This is a genomic window from Gloeocapsopsis crepidinum LEGE 06123, assembly GCF_015207655.1.
GTDB lineage: Bacteria > Cyanobacteriota > Cyanobacteriia > Cyanobacteriales > Chroococcidiopsidaceae > Gloeocapsopsis > Gloeocapsopsis crepidinum.
This window is the reverse complement of the sequence record NZ_JADEWN010000011.1, coordinates 13,307-37,797: the sequence shown is the minus strand read 5'-3', so window position 1 is coordinate 37,797 and position 24,491 is coordinate 13,307. Positions and strand designations below refer to the sequence as shown.

Sequence of the window (24,491 nt, the reverse complement as noted above, 5' to 3'; positions counted from 1 at the left end):
ACCTTCTGTAATCTATTCTAAGTTGAATTGCTGGACTAAACATTGGGCGATTCGATGGGCTGCGCCTGGTTCTCCCATGCGTTGATAGCCGTTTTCGGCAATTTGTTGAAGTCGAGTTGGATCTTGAAGCAGCGATCGCACTGCATCCGCAACTTGTTTTGGGTGTTCAACTAAAGTTAATGATGAACCAAGATGACGGCTTTGGGCTTCAGCAAAGGCATACGTATATTGTGGTCCATTCCCTGGAAAGGCGATCGCACATTTTCCTAAACCGATAAACTGTTCGGTGGCTGTTCCCGCCATTGCAATTGCCAAGTCTGCTTGGTGTAAGCAATCGTTGTAAGCATTTTGAGTTAGAATAACTGATGCATTTTTTTGCTCAAATGTCAAGCTTGCTTGAGAAAAACCTGAATCGATAAGACTTTGACACAACGGTTCTAAAGTTAACGTGGGAGCGATCGCCGCGAGAAATAATAGCGATCGCGTCGGAAATGCAAAGATTAATTGAGTAACAGCGAGGAGAATTTTTTGCCAATTTTCATAAGCTTCAGGAGGGCGCGAACCAGGAAGTAACAGAATCGTTAACCGCTGCGGATCTGTATCTAGCTTTAATAAATTCTGCGCTTCTAATCCATCCATCATTGGGTTTCCCAAATCGAATGCAGGAATTGCCCATTTTTGTAATGTTTTTGTTGTTAGTGTATCTCTGGGAAATACCGCTTTGCAGCGCGGGTGACGCATCAAATAACGATCCACAGGATGGTAAACTGAACTAGATAAATTTTCTAAACGTGAAATTGGCGATCGCCGTTGATGCCATCCTGATTCATCTCTTCGGTAATATTCTGATTTCGCTGTGCCGACAAAAGCGTAATTTGCCCCACTCCCCCAAGCAAAAAGTAACGGTACAATATCACCTACAGCTAAAATCACTCCGGTTTTTCCCCAACTGCGGACTACCTTAATTTGAGACACAGTTAGTTTGAGCAAACCACCTTGTAAATCTCGCAAAACTTGTCGCCCATCCATATAAATAAATCCACCGGAAGGCATTGTTTGCACTGCACCAATTATAGGAATACTTAATTGTGAGTAGGCGCGTCCTTCGCCAACTATAGGTAAAGCAGCGATGTCAATTGAAGTTAACTGCTGTAATTTTTGTAAAATCCGCACAGCAATTACATCTTCACCGTGACCATTACTAAGACAAAGTAACTTTAGCGTAGAACTTGAGGAAAATGCTGATAAATTATTCATCTAGAAACAAAATAACACCAGTAAGTGTCTGTTAGTTCATAAACTAAGTAATGAGTAATTCGCATTCAAGGCTGATTACTTACCCCTCAACGCCAGCTGCTACAAAGGGCGCGGTCACTTCCGCAATGCACTGGTTCTCCCTCACTCCTCACCCCTCTTTTGCTATGCGTGTTTCTTGTGCTGCAATTTGTACCTTGGCTGGGTTGACTGCCATAGAGTTAATTGATACATCGCTTGCGACGGCTAGCCCTCAAGTTTTAGTTCCCAGCAGTGATGTGCAGTATTATCAAGAATACCAAAACGCGGTTGTTATCCCCACAAGAGAACCGACAAATCCAACGCACTTAGCAACGAATTCGCAGCAGTTACCAGTAGAGGGTAACGATTTGTTTGTTACCGCAACGGATGTACAAATTGTTGGCACCAGTCAAGAATTACAACAAATCGCCCGCAATGCGATTAAAACTCGTGTCGGAGGAGAAACAAGTGAAAGTCAGCTACAACAAGATGTCGCCGCGATCTTAGCGACAAATTTGTTTAGAAATGCCACGGTTAGTAGTAACCCGACTGCTTCAGGATTAAATGTGGTGTTTCAGGTAGAACCTGTCATTGTGCGTTCGCTACAGCTTGCAGGTGCAAAAGCATTACCACAAAATGTAGCATTAGAACGCATAAAACCGCAAATTGGCAATCCAATTAGTCCATCAGCATTGAGTCAAAGTGTCGAACAAATTAACGAGTGGTATGCTCAGAATGGCTACACCTTGGCACGAGTCATCGCGATTCGTCCTAACGCAAAAGGCGTAATAACGTTGGAAGTTGCAGAAGGAGTTGTGAGTGATGTCCGATTCCGCTTTTCAGATGAAGATGGTAGGTTTGTTGATGATAAAGGTAAACTAATCCAAGGACGCACGCAGCCTGATTTTCTCCGTCGTGAATTAAGTGTCAAACCAGGTCAAGTTTTCCGCGAAGAAACTGTTAAACAAGACTTACAACAACTGTATCAACTGGGATTATTCCAAAGCGTCCGCGTTGCTTTAGAAGGCGATGCCACAAAAGTTGATGTTATTTATGACTTGACAGAAACGCCAGCGCGTGCTGCTAATTTGGGTGGCGGTTACAATGATGATAGTGGACTGTTTGCGACAGTGAGCTACAAAGACTTTAACTTTAGTGGTATTAATGATTCAATCGGTGCTGATGTCCAAATCAGTCGTCGCGATATTCAATTTGAGACAAATTTCACAAGTCCTTATCGGGAGAGTAACCCCGATCGCTTCGGGTATCAACTCAATGCGTTTCGCCGTCGCGGGATTTCACAAACTTTTGATGGTGAAGTGTCATTACCAAACGACGATCGCCCAAGAGAAGGACAATTTGGCACAAGTGTAACTTTACAGCGCCCGATTGATGACTGGCAAGCTTCAATGGGATTAAACTACAAACGCACCAGTATTCGCGATCGCGCAGGGAATATTTCCCCTGAAGATGAGTTGGGTAATCCTTTAACCTTGAGTGGTACAGGAATCGACGATTTGACAACGATATCTTTTGCTGCGACGAAAGATTTTCGGAATAACCTTGTCAATCCAACTGAAGGTTCTGTACTCAGCCTGAACGCGGAACAGTCAATTCCCATTGGTCAAGGGGCAATTTCAATGAGTCGCCTGTGGGCTAATTATAGTCAGTATGTTCCTGTCGATTTGATCGGAGGCAAAGATGATCCCGAAGTTTTTGCCTTTAATGTTCAAGGGGGGACAACAATTGGCGATTTACCACCCTATGAAGCGTTTAATTTGGGTGGTTTAAATTCAGTACGCGGTTATGGTAGCGGGGAAGTTGGCAGTGGGCGATCGTTTGTGTTAGCTTCGGCAGAATACCGCTTTCCAATCCTCGATTTTCTTGGAGGAGTGGTTTTTGCTGACTTTGCTTCAGATTTAGGTTCAGGAGATACAGTACTCGGAGAACCAGCGGTAGTACGCGATAAACCAGGATCAGGCTTTGGCTATGGTGCTGGTGTGCGAGTCAATTCACCGATTGGTTTAATTCGTGCTGATTTTGGATTTAACGATCAAGGAGAAAGTCGCTTACAGTTTGGTTTCGGTCATCGCTTTTAAGGAGGAGCGATAAAGTAGAAGTCGGTATTTATACTTTATCGTTCGGTGGGGAGGCTTGACTATGCTAGTAGGAAAAAAATTGCAACGAGGGAAATATACCCTAGATCAAGAAATTGGACGCGGTGGCTTTGGGATTACATTTACAGCGACTCACCAGTACTTAGGTCAAGTTGTCGTTATTAAAACGATCAACGAGGAACTGCGACAGCATCCTGAATATGTCAGTTTCTATCGGCAATTTCAAGATGAAGCCCGCAGATTAGCGACTTGTGTTCATCCCAATATTGTACGTGTGAGCGACTTTTTTATAGAAGACACATTACCTTATATGGTGATGGACTACGTTCCTGGTCAAACATTAGATCAAGTTGTTTTTCCTAATAATCCACTTTCAGAAGCAACAGCAATTCACTATATTCGCCAGATCGCGGCAGCTTTACAAGTAGTACATAAAAATAATTTATTACATCGAGACGTTAAACCACAAAATATTATTTTACGCCAAAGCACGCAGGAAGTTGTTTTAATTGATTTCGGCATTGCCCGCGAATTTACTCCAGGTCATACACAAACGCATACTAATATTGTTTCTGAAGGATACGCACCGATTGAACAGTATCTACCTCACGCACTGCGTACTCCTGCAACTGATGTTTATGGTTTAGCAGCAACATTATATTCTTTATTAACAGCAACGGTTCCTGTTGCAGCTAGTTTACGAGATCGCGTTTCGATGCCAACACCCCGCGATGTCCAGCCGCAACTAAGTATTGCAATTAACCAAGCTGTCATGCGTGGTATGGCGGTAGAAGCTAAGTTTCGCCCTGCAACGGTATCAGAATGGCTTGCTTTATTACCCTCAGAATCTTTTACAGCAGCGGATATCCAAACTCAATCAGTGCCTACTCACACCGCCGCCACAGTTGCAGTAATTCCCCAGCCACAATCAATAGAACCTCCACGGGGTGTCCCTCAGCGTAAACGGGGGTTATCTGGAATTGTACTCGGTATTGGAGCCGCTGCGATCGCGGGTGTGGCTGCGGTTGCTGTTGCTAATGTGTTATCTGAAGATGATAGTCCTCAACAAACGGCACCTGCAATCGTTCCACCAAGTAATATTCAAAAAACTGGTGAAAACGATACTGAAATGACGCCATCGTCACAACCCGAAGCAACGACACCCCCAGAAGAACCAGCGCCTTTTCGTTGGCGTCCGCGTAACCGAGTTGAACCAGAAGAATCAACAACACCAGTAGAAGCACCATCTCCTACTGAATCTCCTGTCCCAGATGCATCACCCGAATCGCCTTCTCCAGCAGATACATCACAGCCTGCTAGTGAATCCCCATCTCCATCGGAACCTTCCCCGACAGAGGAAGCACCATCAATTGTAGTTCCAACACTACCTGCTTCCCCTACACCCCCAACGGAAGCAACTGGAGAACCGCAAACTGGTGATAGTTTAGATACACCAACTCAATCTCCAGATGCTCAACCAGAATAGGAATAATAAGAGTGCGATCGCTTATTTATTGTGAAGGCGATCGCGCATCTTACTCAAGAGTATCAGGCTCGATTCCCATTTCCCGTAACTTAGCAGCTAATCGTGCGGCTTTTTGCTCAAACGGATAAAATAAGTTTTGGAAACTGAAGAGAAACTATTTGCCGTCCTTGCTTGAACTCTTTTTTTCGTATCCTTCTTCATTTTCGGCGTGAGTTGAAATCCATATTCGCTCTTTTTTAGGAGCAATAATCCAATATTCAGGAATATCCAGCGAAGCATACTCTGCATATTTACGAATATAATCTTCTCCTCAATTATCACTGACAACTTTAACTACTAATTGAGGTGCTTCATGAAAATCTAGTACGCCACCACCTGCTCTATGACATAGTTGTTTCCATAGAGTCTAAGTACACACGACAACATCAGGAATTCGTGACGAGTTCTCTTCAATTCTTACTTTAGTTGAGCTTGTTGCTCTTAATGATATATTAACATTAGCGAAGTAGCCTTGAAACTGATAAACCAAGAAATTACAGATTCTAGTGTGTAAAGCTGTAGGCGCAGCCATAAGGATTAATTGACCCCTAAACAGTTCATATAAAACGTCGGGTTTTCCTTGATAAAAAAGATATTCAGCAAAAGTTAACTTGGTTGAAGTAGAAGTGATGGATTAAGACATCATTTAAGCTCGAATAATAGGAAGCATTTTAGATAAATCGAGTCAAGAATTGGATGAGAAAGAAATACAATCGCTTGATGAGGCAATATAATACGCTTTATTCCGTGGCTATGTTTGCCTTGTGAACTTTGATAGGAATCTCTCTAGACTTCTAGAATGTTTTCTACTAAATTAAATATCCAATAGTGAGAAATTTTGCTTCAGTATAGAGAGATACTTTGATTTCTTGATCGTAACTCAAAGATGAATCGGTAACTTCAATTAACAGCAAGACATCAATTGCCCTTGGATGAGAGCTAGGGTAATCATTAAACCGATTTTGCACGGATCTGTAAAATCTGGTTCCGGTTCGCTATTGTTGAACGTTATGGCAGATTGACTGCGTAGAGTTGCGCGATCGCCTACTAATGCTAACTCCCCAATGAGTCGAGTAATGCAGTCTTAATGGGCTGTTCATTCCTCTGTGACCTCAACTCGATCATCTTCGCCAATAATTCCTAGTTTTGCTAACTGATGATATTCTGTAAGGATGAAGTGATTGAGGGTAAGGTTAGCCATTAATGCTCTTGCTCTTACAGATGTAATTAAATAATAAATCTTTATTTATAAATTCCCTAACGTGCATTAATAATTAATGAATTAATGATTTTTAAAAAAACTTGTTCTTATTTTTCAGCAATTTTTGCAGGTATTACTTCTTTGCTTTTATTCGTTTCATTAATTCCGAGAAAATGGGTTTCTTACCAAGAAAATGATGTAACAATTTGCGTCAACCAGGTTGGTATTCATACTAATATTATTGTACCTGTTCAAAATAATATATATAACTGGCAACAATTTTTAAAGCTTCAAAAAATTGGTAATCAGCCTTCAGAAAATTATCAATACTTAGGTTTTGGTTGGGGCGATCGCGACTTTTATCCAGCAAATCCTAGCCAAATTCAGGAGATTGTCCCGCTTGGTATACAAGCCTTATTCTTCTCTCGTGGTTCAGCTATGCGAGTTGAAGGTTATTCAGAACTGCCACAAGAACATGATATCCAATGCACAGGAGTTAGCACCACAAATTATTTAAATACTATACAGTTTATTCAAAATTCTTTTGAGTTAACACCTCAAGGACAAATAATATTATTCATACGCAACGATGAATCAGAAGCTAGCTATTATGAAGCGAGAGGTCATTACTCACTTTTGAGAAATAGCAATAATTGGACTGCCGAAGGATTAAGAACAGCGAACCTTAATACACCACTTTGGGCTGGAATTCCTCAAGCTGTCATGTTGCATGTAAGTAGAAATCCTCAGTAATTCCTCATACTTATCTCTATATGAAAACCTCTCTTTCTTCCGCGTACTTCGTGTCCTATATTATAGGAAGGCTACGCCAATGTGGTTCGTTAAAAAAAACTTACAACTTACACGCGATCGCTATAAGACGATTGCTCGCGTAAACTCTGCAATGCTGCGATTTGTTTTGCTTGTTCATTGATCCGAATCGAAAGGCGATCGCACACCAATTCACATAACTCGAAAGCGATCGGATCGACAATTTGGTAATAGACATTGCCACCTTGAGGAGTGCGAGTCACAATACCTGCTTGTAGTAATACTTTCAAATGTTTAGAGACATTCGCTTGTCCGAGTCCAGTGATTGTAATAATTTCGGTGACATTTTTTGCCCCTGAAGTGAGACTGCTTAAAACTGTTAATCGACTCACTTCAGATAAGACTTTGAAATATTCTGCAACAGGGGACAGAACTTGAGGAGATTGCATGAATATCCTTAGCACAGCATAAGATTGGGGAAATGCCACTATATTGCGCATAAGTAATATAATGGCTGTAAAAAAAACGCTATGAGCAAACTTGTAGGTACTTGTTACTCATCGTGAGCAAAACGATGATAGAGGAAATCAAGCGCGTAGTTGCGTAATTTGTAGTATTGCGGATCTTCCATAATACGGGCGCGATCGCGTGGGCGGGGAAAGGGAATTTCCATGACTTCCCCAATTTTCGCATGAGGACCATTTGTCATCATTACCAAGCGATCTGCTAAAAATAAAGCTTCATCAATGTCGTGCGTAATCATCAAAACTGTACAGCGATGATCGTTCCAAATTTTCAGCAATTCTTCTTGTAGTTCCTCTTTAGTAATCGCATCCAACGCGCCAAAAGGTTCATCTAAAATCAATACTTGCGGACGAATTGCCAAAGCCCGTGCAATACTGACCCGCTGTTTCATACCACCTGAGAGTTGTGGTGGTTTTTTATCCGCAGCTTCGCTGAGTCCTACCATTGCTAGGTGTTCGCGGACGATCGCTCTTTTTTCAGCTTGGGGTTTATTGGGGTGAACTGCATTGACTGCTAAATAGACATTTTCAAACGCTGTTCGCCAAGGAAGTAAAGCGTAGTTTTGGAAGACTACCATGCGATCGGGTCCTGGTTTGGTAATTGGTTTAGAACCAAGCCGCACTTCTCCTGAAGTTGGGTGATTAAACCCTGCAACCATGTTGAGGAGTGTTGATTTACCACAACCTGAGTGACCGATGACACAGATGAATTCACCTTCAGCAACCGTGAGATTAACACCATCTAAAACGGTATATGGTCCTTTTGATGTGGGATAAACCTTCGAGACATCTTCCATCACCAAAAATGGTTCGCGTTGCGTTGCAACTGACACGGTTTGACTTGCTGTCTCGGTATAGGCAAAAGTGCGCTTAAACATTGTAATTCCAGATTGTAAATTTCGGATTTTGGATTGATTTTTGAGGCTTAAGCGGCGACAAGCGGACGTCGCGCATCAAGTACAACTTCAGCGATCGAGAAATCGCGTTTGATTGCTAAATCGTTGAGATAGCCAATCGGATCGTCAGCATTAAATACAGTTCCATCAAATAACTTAATTGGCTGACGAGTGTAACTAATATCTAAACCCAATTCTCTTGCTGCAGTACTAAACACGCCAACCTTGCAGATACGTTCGACGATTTCTACCCAGTTTCTGGGAAATGGAGTGTCACCCCAACGCGCCAGTTGCGTCATAATCCACAGTTGTTCGGTACGACTGGGACGATTGATTGCTGAGTCTGCATAAAATTGGTGATGTGCGTATTCTCGCATTGGACGATCAAGACTACACGTTGAGGTATTCGGATCTTCGATTTGAACATAAGCAAGATCTGTGCTAACGTACTCCCGCCGCGCCACAATTTCGCGGACTTCTTCAGAATTCGCTGGATTTGCACAGTAACGACAAGCTTCTAGAAGTGCTTTGACTAGTGCAATATGGGTGTTAGGATAGGCTGCTGCCCAATCTTCGCGGACGCCGAGAACTTTACCAGGGTGTCCTAGCCAAATTTCTAAGTCAGTAGCTATAGTAAAACCAACGCCTTCTTCCGCAGCGCGGATATTCCAAGGTTCTCCGACGCAATAACCGTCAATTGTTCCAGCTTGTAAATCTACAACCATTTGCGCGGGAGGAATCGTTTTGAGGGAAACATCGCGATCAGGATCGATCCCACCTGCGGCTAGCCAGTAACGTAGTAAAAGGTTGTGCATCGAACTTGGATGTACCATGCCCATGCGATGCTGTTGATTTGCAGTTGAATGCAGATGTGCTTTGAAATCAGATAAGGTGTAAATGCCTTGCTCGTAAAAACGTTTATCGAGAGTAATCGCGTTACCGTTACGAGTCATTGTTAGCGATGTTGCAACAGGTAACGGACGGTTTTCGTGCCCTCCTAAAGTTAACCACATTGGCATTCCTGAAGGCATTTGCGCGGCGTCTAAATATCCACCAGTGATACCATCAACAATTCCGCGCCAACTGGTTTCACGTACCAGAGTCACTTCGTCTAAACCATGCTTCGTAAAAAAGCCTTTTTCTTTCGCTACTGCTAAGGGGGCGCAAGCCGTGAGGGGAACAAACCCAATTTCGAGGTTGACTTTTTCTAAGCCGTGACGGGAAATCGCCGCAGTTTTTCGCGCCCGAATTTTCTTAATGCGTTTCTGCTGGTTGAGGAAGTAAATCATCTCACTACGCAAGCTGTAATAGCTGGGATGTTCGACAACTTCCATGCGCTTGCGCGGACGCGGGATATCAACTTCGAGAATTTGACCAATCTTTGATTCGGGTCCATTGGTTAACATCACAATGCGATCAGATAGCAATACGGCTTCATCGACATCGTGTGTCACCATGATCGCGGTAACGTGGTTTTCCTCACAAATTTGCATCAGTTGTTCTTGCAAGTTACCACGTGTTAATGCATCTAGCGCCCCGAAAGGTTCATCGAGTAAGAGTAATTTGGGACGAATTGCTAAAGCGCGGGCGATCGCTACTCGTTGTTTTTGTCCGCCTGATAGCATTTCTGGGGGTTTATCTGCATGAGGACGCAACCCAACCATATCGATATGTTTTTCGACGATCGCGCGTCGTTCGCCTGCTGGTAAATCTTTCATCGTTGCATTCACCGCCAGGGCAATATTTTCGCGGACAGTACGCCACGGTAGCAGTGAATAATTTTGAAAGACAACCATGCGATCGGGTCCTGGTTTGGTGATGCGTTGTCCTTCTAGAGTGACGACACCATCAGAGGGTAAATCCAAACCTGCCACCATATTTAATAGTGTTGATTTACCACAACCAGAGTGACCGATTAAGGAAACAAATTCACCTTTTTTGATTTGCAGGTCAATTCCTTTGAGGGCTACGTATTGCCCGCCACCGGCTAAATCAAAGACTTTATCAATGTTATCGACAGCAACGAATACAGACATAACTCCTTCCAATTTCTGATTTACTACTAGTCACTAACCACTAACTCTTCTGTCCTTGGGGCACAATTAGGGTTTCGATCCATGCCATGATTTTATCGAGGAGTAAGCCAACGACACCGATGTAAACGAGGGCTAAAATCACTTCACTAACGTTATTGTTTTGGTATGCTTCCCAGATGAAGAAGCCAATGCCGACAATACCAGACATGACGATTTCAGCAGCGATGATTGCTAGCCACGCTAAGCCGATCGCTATTCTTAATCCAGTGAAAATGTAGGGTAATGCAGCTGGGATGAGAATGTTGAAGAAATACTCTTTGCGGGTTAGTTGCAACACTTTTGCAACGTTGTTGTAGTCTTGGGGAATCTGTTTAACGCCTACCGCAGTGTTAATTAATATGGGCCATATTGCTGTGATAAAAATAACAAATAATGCTGCGGGTTCATTTTGGCGTAATGCAGCTAGTGAAATAGGAACCCAAGCCAGAGGTGGTACAGTTCGTAGTAGTTGAAAGAGCGGATCTAAGGCTTTGGACATGACTTTACTTGTACCGATCAAAATGCCTAATCCAATGCCGAAAATTGCAGCTAGGACATAACTAATTGCTACTCGTTGTAAACTTGCAAGGATTTGCCAAAACAAACCTTTATTAGTTCCACCTAGGTCAAAAAAAGGCCAGAAAATCAGTATCCAGGTGTCGCGCACAACTTGGACTGGTCCTGGTAAGGTTGCACCAGGTGTTAAAGAAAATAGTTGCCAGATGACTAGGAAGATTGCGGTCGCAATGATTGGCGGTACAATATCAGGAAATTGTTTATTAATCCGCGAGAGCCACGGGTTTTGTAAACTTCTAGCGGGACGTGTGCGTAATGTTGTCATTAACTCGGTTTTCCTAAATTATTAGTTGGTAATTGGTAGCAATTAGCCGTTAGCGTTTGTGTAGCTAAATGCTAGTTGCCAAGTGCTAAAACTTTTCTCTTAAACATTGACTCGCTTGACTTTCAAACTCTGGAGATAAGCAGTAGGATTTGCTGGGTCAAACTGAATACCATCGAAAAATTGTTCGACACCACGCGATGTATTGGTGGGAATATCAGCAGCAGGAACACCTAATTCTCTGGCGGCTTCTTTCCACAAATCTTCACGGTTGACTTTATCAATGATGGTTGTGGCGTTTGTGAGCGTGTCTGGAGGTAAAAAGCCCCAGCGGACGCTTTCGGTAAGGAACCAAAGGTCGTGGCTCTTGTAGGGGTAGGAAACGCTACCTTTTTCGTCTTTCCAGTACAATGCTGCCATCGAGCGATCGTCAATGGTGCGTCCATCACCCATGTTGTATTTTCCTTGGAATGGTTCAGTAAGAATTTCTACTGGTAAATTGAAATAGTTTCGTCCAGCTAAAATATTGGCAGCTTCTGCACGATTATCAAAATTATCTAGCCATTGCTGAGCTTCCATTATCCCTTTTAGTAAAGCTTTTGTCGCTTTGGGATTTTTATCAACCCAGTCGGCTTGAATTGCTAAGTATTCTTCAGGATGATTCTTCCAAATTTCTGCCGTTAAAGCTGCCATGTAGCCAATTTTGTCTTTCACGATTCGGTAAGGCCACGGGTCGCCAGTACTAAAGGCGTCCATTGTTCCTGTTTTCATATTGGCAACCGTCTGAGCCGATGGTACTGGCATCAAGTTGATATCGGTATCAGGATTTATACCACCAGCAGCTAACCAATAACGAATCCAAAAATCTTGGTTAACTTGAGGAAATGTATGTGCTGCTTTAAAGATGTTATTTGACGATTTCAACTGACTAATGATTGCTTGTCCCTGTGCCAGTTTCAAATTGATACCTTGACCTTCCCATTTAGATGCAACCGCAATGCCATTCCCATGAGTATTTAATTGCATTAACAAATACATGGGAATTTTGACGTTTCCCTTGGTGATGATGCCTTCCGTGATTAGATGTGGCATTGGCATTTGCCATTGACCGCCATCAATACCACCACCTGCTGAACCAATTTCTACGTTGTCCCTTGCTGAACCCCAAGACGCTTGTTTGGAAAGCTCTACTTCTGTCATGCCATGCTTTGCAAAAAAGCCTTTTTCTAGGGCAATAATTAATGGAGCAGATTCAACAATGGGGACATAGCCTAACTTAATTCTAGGAGTTTCTGGAGCTTGTTCAGGATTAATATTAGTAGCCGCTACTTGCTGAACTTGAGTGATACTACCTGTTGTCCCTGGCGGATTTCCTAAGCATCCTTTAAGAAATATTGACCCTATTGCAGATGCTCCAGCTGTTAAAAGAAACTTTCGACGAGATTGATTTGTAAATTCGCTCATACTTTCTCCAAGAAAACTATATGACCTCAATAAGTTATTTATTGAAAATCCTATTTAGTAGGAAATCCTAAAACATTCATTACTTTTAGCTGAGTTATGAGATGCGAGCACTAAAATAATGCTGCAACCCTTAATAGAACTTGCAGCCATTACCTCAGTTAGTGTAAAAACATTCGCTAGCTGTTCTTTCTCACAATTAGCTGTGCGTTAAATGTAACTTTATCATCTTTAATTAATAATTGGTTCACCTAAAACCGCAAATTATTAATGAAAAATTAAATGCTATCTATAGGGATGTTTAGAGGTAATTTTTACTGTCTATTATTAGCAAATAACATCCTTAAGTTTTATTTATCAATTACTAGCTAAGCAATGTGATGATGTATTTTCATTGCGGAATTAGCTGGCGATCGCTAAATGTGCTGTGCAGGTAATAAGTATAATAAATACTTGAGTTTTGGACTGATAATAAGCTGCAACTTCTTGCTACAAAAGTTTTTTATTTTCCTAATGAGAAATATAAATTAATTCCTTATGCAAAGTTAATACATTACGAATACTGTCATAACAAGTAAGCTAAATTAATTACTAACACAGTTGCTAAAACAGTTCTGAGTGAGGCGAATTCATGGCGGACATTGTTGATATTGCGGTGAGTGCAGGTTCGTTTAATACCCTAGTAGCAGCCGTACAAGCGGCTGGTTTGGTAGAAACGCTGAAAAGTCCTGGTCCTTTTACAGTTTTTGCACCGAATGATGACGCTTTTGCAAAACTTCCACCTGGTACAGTGCAAACGTTGGTGCAGAATATTCCGCAACTCACGCGGATTCTGACGTTTCACGTAGTTCCAGGTAAGCTGATGAAGGCTGACTTAGCAAAAGTTGATTTGGTGACTTCGGTTGAAGGTTCACCCATTAGAATTGATTGTTCTGACGGGTTTGAAGTGAAAAATGCTACGGTAATCGCACCCGATATCGAAGCCGATAATGGCGTTATTCACGTCATTGATACCGTTATTCTTATGGGATAGGTGATGCGGGTGGGTAGTACTCACCCTTTTAGCAGAATTTTTACGTCAACAAAAGCACCAATCCAAGCAAGGCAATATGGAAGAATTACTAGAACTCAAGGAACTTCTTATTCATAAAGATTTTGAAGATGCTTATGCTTTGGTTGAAGACGTTGAAGACTTAGAAGAAATGGGAAAAAGAGGCTTTGCTCGAAATATTCGCTCTTACGCCAAAGTTTTACTTCTTCACCTTATCAAACAATAAGTCGAGCAGCGTACTGCCAAATCTTGGGATGTATCGATTCGCAACAGTGTAAGAGAAATTAAAGATCTCAATACTCGTCCATCCAGTAAAGGAACTTACGTTAGCAATGAAGAGTTATATGAAGTGATTGCGGGTTTAGTAGATAGTGCTATCGATCAAGCCTCGATCGAAGCCACCGAAGGGATATACAATGTTTGCAAACAGTGTTGCATTCAAGGTTGAAGCAGCTTTTTCGCGACGACAAACCTCAATTTGTTGTTTTTGCCAATCAACGATCCAATATTCTTGTACGTCCCTAGAGGAATAAAGTTTTAATTTGACTTCTTTGTCACGGCGTTCGTTTTCACCACCAAACGACAAAACTTCCACAACTAATTCTGGTGCAGCAGTCAAATGTCCTGCATCGTCTAATCATAGGGCTAATCTCTCATTACTTGCCCAAACAACATCAGGAATCACATTAATCTGTCTCTTATGACCAAACATTAAGTTCTTGGTAGATATTGCCACAAACTCGTTGATGATTCCAGTGCGGCGCTCTTGTTACAAATAACTCTCCATCAATAATCTCATAGCGATTGCCGTTATCGGGCAACAACTCTAAGTCAGCTGTTGTCCAGCGTAGTCGTTCGGTTGTAGGCTTCATACAAGCCCTCCATTGTGGGTAATGGCTATATTTTAGTTGATACAACAATAGGGTAAGCATTGCTACCTACCCTGTAGATGTGATCGCTTCTTTTCCCTAATAAACTATCGATAATCTTGCTGTTGAATATCTCGTAAACGTGCAGCATCACGAATACCGTATTCTGGGCGCGTAAAGCGATTTAATTGTGCTTCAAAAAAGTCGCGATTGGCTTGTAAATGCTTTGGATTTGGGTCGTCTAAAGGATACAACAAGGCAGTCCGCAATGCTTGAATAACAGCAGATGTTACGCAATACATGGAACGTTGAAAAGTGATGCCTAATTGAATCAGCATATCTTCTTCACCGCGACAGTGTTGATGATAGTAATCAACCAAATATTGTGGTAGAAAATGCAACATATCTTGCATTAACAATGTGGGAGGAATACCCGCAGTGCCAACGGGGAAGACATCAGCATAGAGGATACCATAATGAAAATCTTTTTGATCGTCGGGAACTTGTCGCGCTTGCGCATTGTATGACTTTGTTCCTCTAAATGGTGAAGTGCGATAGAAAACGGCTTCGACATACGGTAATGCAGCTTCGTATAGCCATGTAAAGCCTTTTGATTTAGGAATAATCTCGTAGCGTTCACCGCGAACGTAGACATGATGATAAATCGGACGCCCTGCTACTGCAAAGATGCCATTTACCAAGAAATTCATTGCATCGGGTACAGTTTTAAAATCACCAGCATCGTAGCGATCGCTCATTTCAAAAAATACTGGTGCCATCACTTCCCAGAATAAGCCAAGATTGCTGTAATACGACATCTGGCGACACTGTTCCAAAAACATGTCGGGAAACAGTTTGTACATCCCTAACATCAAGGGATTACCCTGAAAGTAAGCTTTAATTGCTTTATCTGCGTTCGCTTTGTACTCTTCGCTATCTAAGTACGAATCAAACTTATTATAAGGTGCATACATTCCCCGATGCCACAGCATTGATCGCATACATTCTTCGGCAAATTCCATATTGATGCGATCGTGAAACCAATGATGCAACAGTTTGGGCATTTTGAAGGTTTCACCCTTCTCCATAAACGTAAGTAGTTCAGGATGCGCTGTGGCTTCGCCTTTTTGCCAAATTCTTAAATCAGCGTCTTCACCTGCATAGTGATTGTGTAGTTCCAAATACTCTTTGGGAACGAAGTATTTAAAAAAGGGAAAAGGATCTAGAAATACACGTTCAGCAATATAGAGTAAATCTCGCCAATAGAAATCCATTGGCACAGCATAAGCTTTATAGATGCCGATAATTTGCATCAAGTTTTCTGGCGTATCAGGTAACATAGCCCCACCAGCTTCTAAGCGGTGAATAACCTCAGCAAATTCGTGTTGCGATGGTGGTAGTTTAGTGGTTGGAGGTTGAATCGTTGCGGTCATGGTAACTAGGTAATTTGTAATTTATAGTGCTTGGGATGGCATTGAGTAAATTCTTTTGAGTTAGTCGAAGTGCAACTAACAACTAGTCACTAGCCACTAGCCACTCACTCACCTTTTGATCTTCACTTCTAATCCCTACATTCTCGATTACAGGAATTGTTGCCACCATTGCAGTTGTTGTGGGTTCACTCCAACGCACTAGCCAAGTTGGTTGTACTCCTAAAAAGATAATTAAGCCTGCCAAAATGAAAGCTGGGATTTTTTCAGACCAAAAGACTTTAGGATAGTAAGCGAGATTGTTGTCAAGTTTTCCAAAACAGGTACGATTAAGCAAAATGACAAAATAAACTGCGGTTAAACCTGTTGCAACAACGCACAAAATCGTTTGGATCGGAAAAACAGAGAAACTGCCCTGAAATACAATAAATTCGGCAATAAATCCTGTCATTCCAGGAATACCCGCACTAGCCATACCACTTAAAACGAGGAGGGCACTAATAACTGGTAAACCGCGCACTGGACTCATTAATCCATTTAGCTTATCTAACTCGCGAGTACCAACTTTAGTTTCGACAACTCCGACTAAGTGAAATAAGATCGCTAGAATGATACCGTGGCTAACCATTTGCGAAACCGCACCAACAAGCGCTAGGGGAGTACTAGCCGCCGCTGCTAATAATACGTAGCCCATATGACCGATTGAACTAAAGGCTACCATACGTTTAATATCTTTTTGGGCGATCGCCGCTAATGCCCCATAAATAGCACTCGCTGCACCCCAAATTGCCAAAGTTGGTGCGATAATTGTCCAGGCTTCAGGAAACAAACCCATACCAAAGCGTAAAACTCCATAGGTTCCCAACTTAGCTAAGACTCCACCAAGAAGAATTGCGATCGGTGCAGAAGCTTCAACATAAGCATCAGGTAGCCAGGTGTGAAAGGGAACTAAGGGAATTTTGATACCAAAACCGAGAATGATGCCTGCTAGCAGTATTACCTGCAGTGTTGAAGATAAACCCTGTGTTGTCAGAGTATCGTAAGCAAAGCTGGAAGCACCAGTAAGCCATACTATACCTAGAAATGTGGCTAAAATTAATGCACCAGATACAGCAGTGTAAATCAAAAACTTGATGGCAGCGTAGGCTCGTTTTTCACCACCCCAAATTGAAATTAGTAGGTAGAAAGGAATTAGTTCGAGTTCGTAGAACAAGAAAAACAGCAAGAGATTTTGTGCAGCGAATGCACCTGCTACCCCACCGCTAACTAGCAAAATCAATGAGTAGAAAAGTCGCGGGCGTTCAGTTTGCTTGGCACTGCTATATATTGCAATCCAGGTTAGTAAGCTATTAAGTACCAGCATCAGAATTGATAAGCCATCAGTTCCAAGTTGATAGCTTAACCCTAATGTTTCATTCCAAGGAATGTTTTCTAAAAACTGCATTCCTGAACTCGTAATATCAAACTTGAGTAGCAGAAAAATATTCCATGCCAAGGTGAAACCAGCGACAAGAAGTGCTGCAAGGCGAATGCGTTCTGTGGGAATATTTTTAGGAAGCAATGCTATAAGTGCTGCACCTAAAATAGGCAACCAAATTAAAACACTGAGCATAAGATATTTACCTTAAGATTTTTGATGGTGTTTTTCTAGTTTTGTCGCAGGTAAGATGTCTGCAGCTACATAATAGAACTCAGAAGTTGAGAATTAAGGAAATATATGAATACATCAAGTTCAAAAACTGATCTCCCCAAAATTGCCAACTCATCAAAACTCCAAATAAACCTACACCCAGTAACACAGTAAAAGCATAAAATTGTGTTTGACCAGAAGTACTATACTTTAATCCTTCTCCACCAAAGATTGAAATTAACCCAACTAAGTTAACAATGCCATCGACAACAAAACGGTCAACAATATCGGTAACTTTGGAAATGATATCTACACTAAAAACGATACTCAGGCGATACAGATTTGGCGTGTAAAAATCATAAGCAATCAGGTCTTGCAATCCTTTCCAAGGAAGTTGTACTGGTTTAGCAATTGCATTACCAAAGTAAATAACGCCACCAATACTGCAGCCAAAGATACTCGACCAAATTAATAGTAAAGCCACATCTTTATTGAGTAGTTCCCAAGTAGGTAACAGGGATAAGCTTTGTAATACTAACGGAAGATGTAACGTGAAAGCGAGCAAGATAATCATAGGTAGTGCCATAGGCCAATGAATTTCTGGCGATCGCTCACTCATTTGCTTAGGTCTACCACCAAACACTAAACCAAACTCACGAGTTAAACTAAATGCGGTTAAAGCATTTACGACGATAATAACTCCCACTAGCCAAGGTTGCGTTTCCCATAGCGCGGATGCAAGTTTGAGTAATGCCCAAAAACTACCTAGTGGTGGAAAACCAATTAACCCTAACGTACCGACAATAAAGGCTATACCAGACACAGGACGACGCGACCACAAGCCACCGAGTTGCGTCACATCTTGGGTGACACTATTCCAAACAATCGCACCCGTACTCATCACCAAAAGTGCTGCGGCTACAGCATGAGTTAGTACCAATAACAACGCCGCTTCACTCTGTTGCGTACCAACAGCAATAAAGACCAAGCCCATATATGCACTAACCGAATATGATAAGCATCGCTTGATATCAATTTGGGCGATCGCAATTAAAGAACCACCAACCGCAGTCACCGCACCAATCCCTACCAATGCAGACATGACAACAGGGGATAACGCTAATACGGGTTGTAATTTAATTAATACCCAAGCACCACTAGCGACAACGACTGAATTCCGTAAGATTGTGCTAGGAACAGGTCCTTCCATTGCTTCATCTAACCATAGATGCAACGGAAACTGCGCGCATTTACCCATTGGACCGGCAATTAATGCTAAACCGATAAGTGTCATCACTGTCGGATCGACGTTGGCAGTAGCCGCCCAAGTTGCAAGTTCGGTAAAGTTCCAAGTTCCTGCTAGAGGTAGCAGCGCCAACACTCCCATCAATAGAAATAAGTCACCGACGCGCTTTGTCAAGAAGGCATCTCTTGCACCTGTAACTACTAACGGTTGGCTAAACCATAAACCCACTAATAGATAGGTTCCCAAAGTGAGGATTTCCAAGAGTACGTAGCTGAAAAACAACGAGTTGCACAATACTAAGGCACATAATCCAGCTTCAAATAAACCGAGTAGGGAATAAAACCTTGCCCAACCCCAGTCCATTTCCATGTAGCCAAAGCCGTAAACTTGTGCTAGTACATTGATACCAGTAATAACAACAAGTGCTGCGACGCTAACTGAAGAGACTTCTATTGCGATCGTTAAATCTAAACCCGCAGTATTCAACCAAGGAATGAAGATTTGTTGGGGTGGTTGATGCCAAGTTGCTGGCAAGCTAAGTAAGCTATGTAAAAATGCCAGAAATGTCATTATGAAATTGACATATCCTGCCGGTCTTGGTCCTGTACGCCGTAGTATTCCTGGCGACCAAGGTACAGCCAAAAGACCGCCAATTAAGGCATAGCAAGGTACAACCCAGACACTCTGGATGAGAAATTCCATTGGAATTACCTTTAATTCTCGAAACGACTAAAAATTTTCACACTAAAGCATGAGGCTTATGAAACTGCAATAGTACTAAGTCATGCTTTCGTTATTTAGTTATTTGATTTAAATAAAATTTTAACTTTTTGAGTGTTAAAAATAAATTATTGCTTCAGTGGAATATACGATAGTTTCAATAATTTTTGTTTATTAGTAATGCCTATCATAGAGTTTACCAATAGTAACCATTGATTTTTACTTATACTAAAGATTAATCATTACTATGAGTCAATAGTTTGCATAGATTATCGTCTATGCATAAGTTGAACGTGTTTGGAAGCGATCGCTTGTGTTGAATTGCATCATCAGCTATACCTCAAGTCCTCGGTAAGCTTAGTGATTGAAAAGTTATTGGTTACTGCTCAGGGTTAAGTTACTTTAAGTTTATTGAGGAATGGTAGTCTGAGAAGTATTGCTGGAGAAATCTTCAGGATTGAAGAGGCGAGTAAATGAGAGAAATCGTTGTCCAAGAAATTGATATTCCGAATACAAGCCTTGCAGGATGCTCGTTAACACATATTGATTTTGCTGATGCGTTTAAATGCCAGCTTCCAGAGAATCAACCGCAGAATATAGATTCAGTGACACGAGCAATCTTTTTAAGAATGCCGCAGTGGATTACAGCATTGTTAGGGCTACGCAATGTAATAGTTCGTCCATTTGGTTTGAAGATATCGATTGATATAGAGCCATCTTATGGGCAAGACGAACTGAAACCAGGAACAGCAGTTGGTGTATTTGAGGTACTTAACCGTAGGCTAGACGAGATTATGCTCGGTGAGGATGATAAGCATCTAAATTATCGGGTTTCAGTCCAATTAGAACGTGAGGAGGGAAAATGCTGGGTTATTATTTCAACTGTAGTAAAATTCAACAACTGGTTAGGTCGAGCCTATTTCGTTCCGATCAAACCAGTGCATAAGATAATTCTTCCAGCCATGCTCAGAAATGGTTTGGAGAATTTGACAAGCAACGCATCAAGCGGAACATAATCTCATTCTCTAAGTCTGGCAAAGAACAATTGTTGGCTGCTTCTGAATGTTAACTGAACTGCTGCGACACGCGATCGCTCAACTTGAGATCCCATCCGCTCAGCAAGATAATGACTACAGCAATCCCAACTATAATTAGCGAGCGTTTTCAGGCTTCACCATCACAAATTGCCGATTACTGTCAGCGATGGAAAATTGTTGAGTTTGCTTTGTTTGGCTCAGTTTTACGCGATGACTTCCGACTTGATAGCGACGTTGATATTTTAATCACTCTTGCTCATAATCACGGTTGGAGTTTGTTTGACTGGCTGGATATGCAGCAAGAACTTGAAATTATGTTTCAACGAAAAGTAGATCTCGTAGATAAACGCGGATTGAAAAATCCCTATCGCAGATCTGAGATCTTGAAAACTCACCAGGTAATTTATGCAAGCAAGCAACCGTGATGTTGCTGCACTCTGGGATATGTATGATATCGGCAGTCCGTCGCATCCAGGAATTTACTGCTAACCTCTCTTTTGAGAACTATCAGGAAAGCTTATTAATTCAAAGTGCAGTAGGAGACAACTAGAAATTCTTGGCGAAGCAGCAGGTAGAGTATCTGAAGCTTTTCGACGCACACCTTCAGGGATTGACTGGCGCAGGATTGTCGGCTTACGAAACATTCTTATTCATCGTTACGATGAGATTTAACAAGACATCATTTGGAAGAGCGTCACCTCAGAACTTATGAAGTTGCTGACTCAGCTAGAACCTTTGTTACCTCCTCTATCGAATGAAGATCAGTAGTGCGATCGCAGATAATTAAATCGAATAAACTTTTTGCACTACATAATGATAGGAATAATCAGCAATGAGTGAAATTGTGTTTTTGGTTGAAGGTGGCTACAGGGCTAAAGCATTGGGTGAGTCGATAGTTTACTTCTTCGGACTTGGAGACCTTACGGGAGATGGTACGTGATGCAGTTCATTGCCATTTTCCCGATGAACAAAGTCGTCCTAAAGTTATTTGCTTACATATTGTTCGAGATGAAGTTATTGCTTCATAAATCTACCAAGAGATTTGTCAGCTAGCACTCTAGTACAAGCACTGGCAAAGCTTGGTTATATTGTTACTCGTCAAACAGGTAGCCATATTAGATTAACTACTCAACAAAAGGGAGAACATCATCTGACTATTCCTGCCCACAATCCAAAGCACACATGGCGCTTGTCGATAATCAAATCAGGCATTTACTATGAAGTACATTCTATTAATTCTTAAAAGTTATACTCTGGTTTGATATCGCGTAACATCAATTCTTCTAACGCTTGTCGTGGTGTAATTTCTGCTTGTAATAATCTGTAAACTTGAGTTGTAATCGGTACAGAAATGTGCTGCTGATTTGCTTTTTCGATTAAAACTTGCGTCGTGTTCACACCCTCAGCTGTTCCCTCTAGATGTTTGAGAATTTCTGCTAAAGTTTTACCTTGCGCTAGCTGATAACCAACTTGATAGTTACGACTTAAGGGACTGTTACACGTTGCAAGTAGATCGCCTAATCCTGATAAACCGTAAAAAGTCTCAATTTTTGCACCCCAAGCAACACCAATCCGAATAATTTCAGTAAGTCCCCGTGTCACAAGCGCAGCTTTAGCGTTAGTTCCCAAGTGTAAACCGTCACAGACACCAGCGGCGATCGCAATTACATTCTTGATTGTCCCGCCAAGTTCTACTCCAATTGGATCGGTATTGGTATAAACACGAAACCGACTAGAAGAAAACACCGTTTGCACAACTTCTGCTGCAGTAATATTTGTACTTGCTACAACTGTTGCAGCCGGTAAACCTTGCTGAACTTCTTTTGATAAATTGGGACCGCAAAGAACGACAATTGGATGGTGGGGAAATGCAGCTTGCCAAATTTGTGCTGGAGTTAAAGTCGTCGTTGGTTCTAAACCTTTAGTCGCTGTCAGAAAAATTGTTTCTGGTGCAAATGGGAAAGATTGAATTTGTTCGACAATTGATCGCACCCCTTTCATTGAGATGGCAGAGACAACAATATCTGCGCCTTCAACTGTTTCTGCTAGACTACGGTCAAGATGACGCGACCATAAACGCACATTATGCCCTGTTGCAGATGCGAGGTTTGCCAAAGTCGAACCCCAAGCACCAGCACCCAAAACTGTTACTAATTTTGGTGGAATTCTCCCATTGTCTGTGGAGAAATCAAACTCACTCTTAATCACTAACTAAAATCGGCTACGTGGATAGCGTTGCATCAATTCTCTGACTTGTTCTGCATGATAAGAACTGCGAGTTAAGGGGGAAGAGACAACTTGAAGAAAACCTAACTCTTCACCAAACTGTTTCCAAGCATCAAACTGTTCTGGCGTAACGAACTGAGCAACATTCAGGTGTTTCTGACTTGGTTGTAGATATTGTCCTAGTGTCAAAATATCGCAATCAACAGCGCGGAGATCTGCCATTACAGCGCGAATTTCCGCGTCAGTTTCTCCTAACCCAACCATTAATCCTGATTTAGTATAAACCCAAGGGGCAAGATCGCGAGAACGACGCAGTAATTCTAAAGTGCGATCGTAATTTCCCTGCGGACGTACCCGACGATACAACCGAGGTATCGTTTCCGTATTATGATTTAATACCTCTGGTTGCGCTTGTAAAATTATCTCTAACGCATCCCAGTTGCCACACAAATCAGGAATCAGTACTTCAATTGTTGTCTGTGGTGACACTTCCCGAATTGCAGTAATACACCGCACAAACTGCGACGCCCCTCCATCAGGTAAATCATCGCGATTCACCGAGGTAATCACAACATGATTCAGTCGCATCCGGCGTACTGCTTCTGCAAGTCGTTCCGGTTCAGTAGGATCGAGGGCTTTAGGCTTTTTCTCAAAATCTATATCGCAATACGGACACGCACGAGTACACGCTGGTCCCATAATTAAAAATGTTGCAGTACCCGCGTTGAAACACTCGCCAATATTTGGGCAAGATGCTTCTTCACACACCGTATTGAGTGCTAAATCTCGTAAAATTTCTTTAACGCTGCCAACACGCTCCCACTGAGGCGCTTTGACGCGCAACCAATCTGGCTTAACAGTCACGATTGACGATTGTATAAATATGTGAATCAGTTACATCTTAACAGGCAAAAACGCCCTATTTACGATTAGCAAGTTACAGGGCGATGGGATTATGATTAGGTTGCTAATTGCTAATTGCTAATTGCGATCGCCTTTTCCCAATCAATCGATCTAAAGTCATGATACTGAGTGCGCCTGTCACGCAAACACCAAACAGCGGAATCATCACTGTTGGAAATGTCGCAATATTCTCCATTAGTGGTACTTGCAATAGATTAAACGTTAACCCTGTGCCTACAGCGATCGCAAAGTCTAAGACACTAAAAATGTGAAACGTCGTGTACCTACCGCGAAATCTGAGTAAGAGAACCACAGGTACTAATAACCCTACTGCTAAATCGCCATAACCTGCATTTGCAACAAACCTTTCTGGGAGCAAACTTTGACTTCCACAATACAAAAACCACAGCCCAGCCGGAATCCGCCACAAGTGGAAAACGGTTAAATACTTCAAGTCGAGCGATTGAATGTAAGCATGGAAATCTGCGTTTAAGTAGTACACTGCTACTGGGGTTGTCATTCCCGTCACGACAAGTAGCGCAATCCAAATTAAGTCAATCTTGGTGAAAAAACCATAGTACCCTCCTAGTAAAACCGCAATTCCCCAAAGTGACAGTACTAGAAAGAACCAACGCTGAGTAATTGAATGTTTACTCATTTTCATTTGAACTCCTTGCTATTAAAGTGTATATACAC

The 24,491-nt window shown here is 41.9% G+C and carries 23 protein-coding genes and 1 pseudogene; 9 read left to right on the top strand and 15 right to left on the bottom strand.

Annotated features, from left to right (window positions below):
- Positions 1-12: 12 nt before the first annotated feature.
- Positions 13-1,257 (bottom strand): lipid-A-disaccharide synthase-related protein, encoded by a 1,245-nt coding sequence (locus IQ230_RS06515; protein WP_193931233.1) that lies wholly within the window; start codon positions 1,255-1,257, stop codon positions 13-15.
- A 164-nt stretch (positions 1,258-1,421) separates the two neighbouring features.
- Between IQ230_RS06515 and IQ230_RS06510 the strand changes: the two genes are divergently transcribed.
- Together IQ230_RS06510 and IQ230_RS06505 are read left to right on the top strand one after the other, a co-directional pair.
- The gene (locus tag IQ230_RS06510; protein WP_193931232.1) at positions 1,422-3,374 is read left to right on the top strand and encodes a BamA/TamA family outer membrane protein; all 1,953 of its coding nucleotides are present in this window, start codon (positions 1,422-1,424) and stop codon (positions 3,372-3,374) included.
- Positions 3,375-3,435: 61 nt separating this feature from the next.
- Positions 3,436-4,878 (top strand): serine/threonine protein kinase, encoded by a 1,443-nt coding sequence (locus tag IQ230_RS06505; protein WP_193931231.1) that lies wholly within the window; start codon positions 3,436-3,438, stop codon positions 4,876-4,878.
- Between the two features lie 154 nt (positions 4,879-5,032).
- On the opposite strand, the pseudogene IQ230_RS27870 reads toward IQ230_RS06505, so the two are convergent.
- Positions 5,033-5,548: pseudogene (locus tag IQ230_RS27870) on the bottom strand (Uma2 family endonuclease).
- Positions 5,549-6,202: 654 nt separating this feature from the next.
- Between IQ230_RS27870 and IQ230_RS06485 the strand changes: the two are divergent.
- On the top strand, positions 6,203-6,871 hold the full coding sequence (locus IQ230_RS06485) for a DUF2459 domain-containing protein (RefSeq protein WP_193931230.1): 669 nt from the start codon (positions 6,203-6,205) through the stop codon (positions 6,869-6,871).
- A gap of 107 nt (positions 6,872-6,978) precedes the next feature.
- Here the strand turns inward: IQ230_RS06485 and IQ230_RS06480 are convergent, their stop codons facing one another.
- From IQ230_RS06480 to IQ230_RS06460, 5 genes are all read right to left on the bottom strand, one after another.
- The gene (locus tag IQ230_RS06480) at positions 6,979-7,338 is read right to left on the bottom strand and encodes an ArsR/SmtB family transcription factor (RefSeq protein ID WP_228054642.1); all 360 of its coding nucleotides are present in this window, start codon (positions 7,336-7,338) and stop codon (positions 6,979-6,981) included.
- 104 nt (positions 7,339-7,442) lie between these two features.
- Entirely contained in the window at positions 7,443-8,210 is a 768-nt protein-coding gene (locus IQ230_RS06475) for a nitrate ABC transporter ATP-binding protein (RefSeq protein WP_228054649.1), read from the bottom strand.
- A gap of 128 nt (positions 8,211-8,338) precedes the next feature.
- Positions 8,339-10,345, bottom strand: a complete 2,007-nt coding sequence (locus IQ230_RS06470; protein WP_193931229.1) for an ABC transporter ATP-binding/substrate-binding protein — start codon at positions 10,343-10,345, stop codon at positions 8,339-8,341.
- 40 nt (positions 10,346-10,385) lie between these two features.
- Positions 10,386-11,225: a nitrate ABC transporter permease gene (ntrB, locus tag IQ230_RS06465; protein ID WP_193931228.1), complete on the bottom strand. Its 840-nt coding sequence runs from the start codon at positions 11,223-11,225 to the stop codon at positions 10,386-10,388.
- A 99-nt stretch (positions 11,226-11,324) separates the two neighbouring features.
- Entirely contained in the window at positions 11,325-12,686 is a 1,362-nt protein-coding gene (locus IQ230_RS06460; RefSeq protein WP_193931227.1) for a CmpA/NrtA family ABC transporter substrate-binding protein, read from the bottom strand.
- Between the two features lie 628 nt (positions 12,687-13,314).
- Between IQ230_RS06460 and IQ230_RS06455 the strand changes: the two genes are divergently transcribed.
- The gene (locus IQ230_RS06455) at positions 13,315-13,716 is read left to right on the top strand and encodes a fasciclin domain-containing protein (RefSeq protein ID WP_193931226.1); all 402 of its coding nucleotides are present in this window, start codon (positions 13,315-13,317) and stop codon (positions 13,714-13,716) included.
- Between the two features lie 76 nt (positions 13,717-13,792).
- Positions 13,793-13,960, top strand: coding sequence for a hypothetical protein (locus IQ230_RS06450; RefSeq protein ID WP_193931225.1), 168 nt, complete (start codon positions 13,793-13,795; stop codon positions 13,958-13,960).
- Positions 13,961-14,095: 135 nt separating this feature from the next.
- Here IQ230_RS06450 and IQ230_RS27865 read toward each other — a convergent pair whose 3' ends face one another.
- The 5 genes from IQ230_RS27865 to IQ230_RS06430 form a co-directional block, all read right to left on the bottom strand.
- The gene (locus IQ230_RS27865; protein ID WP_407646618.1) at positions 14,096-14,353 is read right to left on the bottom strand and encodes a Uma2 family endonuclease; all 258 of its coding nucleotides are present in this window, start codon (positions 14,351-14,353) and stop codon (positions 14,096-14,098) included.
- Positions 14,354-14,432: 79 nt separating this feature from the next.
- Positions 14,433-14,606, bottom strand: coding sequence for a Uma2 family endonuclease (locus IQ230_RS27860; RefSeq protein WP_407646616.1), 174 nt, complete (start codon positions 14,604-14,606; stop codon positions 14,433-14,435).
- A 104-nt stretch (positions 14,607-14,710) separates the two neighbouring features.
- Positions 14,711-16,036, bottom strand: coding sequence for a CO2 hydration protein (locus tag IQ230_RS06440; protein WP_193931224.1), 1,326 nt, complete (start codon positions 16,034-16,036; stop codon positions 14,711-14,713).
- 82 nt (positions 16,037-16,118) lie between these two features.
- Positions 16,119-17,645 (bottom strand): NADH-quinone oxidoreductase subunit M, encoded by a 1,527-nt coding sequence (locus IQ230_RS06435; RefSeq protein WP_193931223.1) that lies wholly within the window; start codon positions 17,643-17,645, stop codon positions 16,119-16,121.
- 79 nt (positions 17,646-17,724) lie between these two features.
- A complete protein-coding gene (locus tag IQ230_RS06430) occupies positions 17,725-19,611 on the bottom strand; it encodes an NAD(P)H-quinone oxidoreductase subunit F (RefSeq protein ID WP_193931222.1) in 1,887 nt (628 codons plus the stop codon).
- Between the two features lie 491 nt (positions 19,612-20,102).
- Here IQ230_RS06430 and IQ230_RS06425 point away from each other — a divergent pair, with 491 nt between their 5' ends.
- The 4 genes from IQ230_RS06425 to IQ230_RS06405 all read left to right on the top strand — a co-directional run bounded on the left by IQ230_RS06425 (position 20,103) and on the right by IQ230_RS06405 (position 21,909).
- Positions 20,103-20,645: a DUF2867 domain-containing protein gene (locus tag IQ230_RS06425; protein WP_193931221.1), complete on the top strand. Its 543-nt coding sequence runs from the start codon at positions 20,103-20,105 to the stop codon at positions 20,643-20,645.
- Positions 20,646-20,755: 110 nt separating this feature from the next.
- Positions 20,756-21,091, top strand: coding sequence for a nucleotidyltransferase family protein (locus IQ230_RS06420; RefSeq protein ID WP_193931220.1), 336 nt, complete (start codon positions 20,756-20,758; stop codon positions 21,089-21,091).
- A gap of 94 nt (positions 21,092-21,185) precedes the next feature.
- Positions 21,186-21,338, top strand: coding sequence for a HepT-like ribonuclease domain-containing protein (locus tag IQ230_RS27615; RefSeq protein ID WP_322742304.1), 153 nt, complete (start codon positions 21,186-21,188; stop codon positions 21,336-21,338).
- A 370-nt stretch (positions 21,339-21,708) separates the two neighbouring features.
- Positions 21,709-21,909, top strand: coding sequence for a type II toxin-antitoxin system HicA family toxin (locus IQ230_RS06405; RefSeq protein WP_228054641.1), 201 nt, complete (start codon positions 21,709-21,711; stop codon positions 21,907-21,909).
- Here the strand turns inward: IQ230_RS06405 and IQ230_RS06400 are convergent.
- From IQ230_RS06400 to IQ230_RS06390, 3 genes are all read right to left on the bottom strand, one after another.
- Positions 21,906-22,874: an NAD(P)H-dependent glycerol-3-phosphate dehydrogenase gene (locus IQ230_RS06400; RefSeq protein ID WP_322742297.1), complete on the bottom strand. Its 969-nt coding sequence runs from the start codon at positions 22,872-22,874 to the stop codon at positions 21,906-21,908. The two genes, IQ230_RS06405 and IQ230_RS06400, sit on opposite strands and share 4 nt — an antisense overlap.
- Before the next feature lie 3 nt (positions 22,875-22,877).
- Entirely contained in the window at positions 22,878-23,756 is an 879-nt protein-coding gene (gene lipA / locus IQ230_RS06395; RefSeq protein WP_193931219.1) for a lipoyl synthase, read from the bottom strand.
- Between the two features lie 103 nt (positions 23,757-23,859).
- Positions 23,860-24,453 carry a hypothetical protein gene (locus IQ230_RS06390; protein WP_228054640.1) on the bottom strand — a complete coding sequence of 198 codons (594 nt, stop codon included), beginning with the start codon at positions 24,451-24,453 and terminating at the stop codon, positions 23,860-23,862.
- Between the last annotated feature and the right edge of the window lie 38 nt (positions 24,454-24,491).

Bases quoted from the DNA above. Each gene is read 5' to 3' on its own strand.
- IQ230_RS06470 (WP_193931229.1), bottom strand. From the start codon at position 10,345: ATGTCTGTATTCGTTGCTGTCGATAACATTGATAAAGTCTTTGATTTA.
- IQ230_RS06430 (WP_193931222.1), bottom strand. From the start codon at position 19,611: ATGGAATTTCTCATCCAGAGTGTCTGGGTTGTACCTTGCTATGCCTTA.
- ntrB (WP_193931228.1), bottom strand. From the start codon at position 11,225: ATGACAACATTACGCACACGTCCCGCTAGAAGTTTACAAAACCCGTGG.
- IQ230_RS06485 (WP_193931230.1), top strand. From the start codon at position 6,203: ATGATTTTTAAAAAAACTTGTTCTTATTTTTCAGCAATTTTTGCAGGT.
- IQ230_RS06390 (WP_228054640.1), bottom strand. From the start codon at position 24,453: ATGAGTAAACATTCAATTACTCAGCGTTGGTTCTTTCTAGTACTGTCA.
- IQ230_RS06505 (WP_193931231.1), top strand. From the start codon at position 3,436: ATGCTAGTAGGAAAAAAATTGCAACGAGGGAAATATACCCTAGATCAA.
- IQ230_RS06435 (WP_193931223.1), bottom strand. From the start codon at position 17,645: ATGCTCAGTGTTTTAATTTGGTTGCCTATTTTAGGTGCAGCACTTATA.
- IQ230_RS06510 (WP_193931232.1), top strand. From the start codon at position 1,422: ATGCGTGTTTCTTGTGCTGCAATTTGTACCTTGGCTGGGTTGACTGCC.
- IQ230_RS06440 (WP_193931224.1), bottom strand. From the start codon at position 16,036: ATGACCGCAACGATTCAACCTCCAACCACTAAACTACCACCATCGCAA.
- IQ230_RS06455 (WP_193931226.1), top strand. From the start codon at position 13,315: ATGGCGGACATTGTTGATATTGCGGTGAGTGCAGGTTCGTTTAATACC.
- IQ230_RS06515 (WP_193931233.1), bottom strand. From the start codon at position 1,257: ATGAATAATTTATCAGCATTTTCCTCAAGTTCTACGCTAAAGTTACTT.
- IQ230_RS06460 (WP_193931227.1), bottom strand. From the start codon at position 12,686: ATGAGCGAATTTACAAATCAATCTCGTCGAAAGTTTCTTTTAACAGCT.
- IQ230_RS06425 (WP_193931221.1), top strand. From the start codon at position 20,103: ATGAGAGAAATCGTTGTCCAAGAAATTGATATTCCGAATACAAGCCTT.
- IQ230_RS06450 (WP_193931225.1), top strand. From the start codon at position 13,793: ATGGAAGAATTACTAGAACTCAAGGAACTTCTTATTCATAAAGATTTT.
- IQ230_RS06480 (WP_228054642.1), bottom strand. From the start codon at position 7,338: ATGCAATCTCCTCAAGTTCTGTCCCCTGTTGCAGAATATTTCAAAGTC.
- IQ230_RS06475 (WP_228054649.1), bottom strand. From the start codon at position 8,210: ATGGAAGATGTCTCGAAGGTTTATCCCACATCAAAAGGACCATATACC.
- IQ230_RS27860 (WP_407646616.1), bottom strand. From the start codon at position 14,606: ATGAAGCCTACAACCGAACGACTACGCTGGACAACAGCTGACTTAGAG.
- IQ230_RS06420 (WP_193931220.1), top strand. From the start codon at position 20,756: ATGACTACAGCAATCCCAACTATAATTAGCGAGCGTTTTCAGGCTTCA.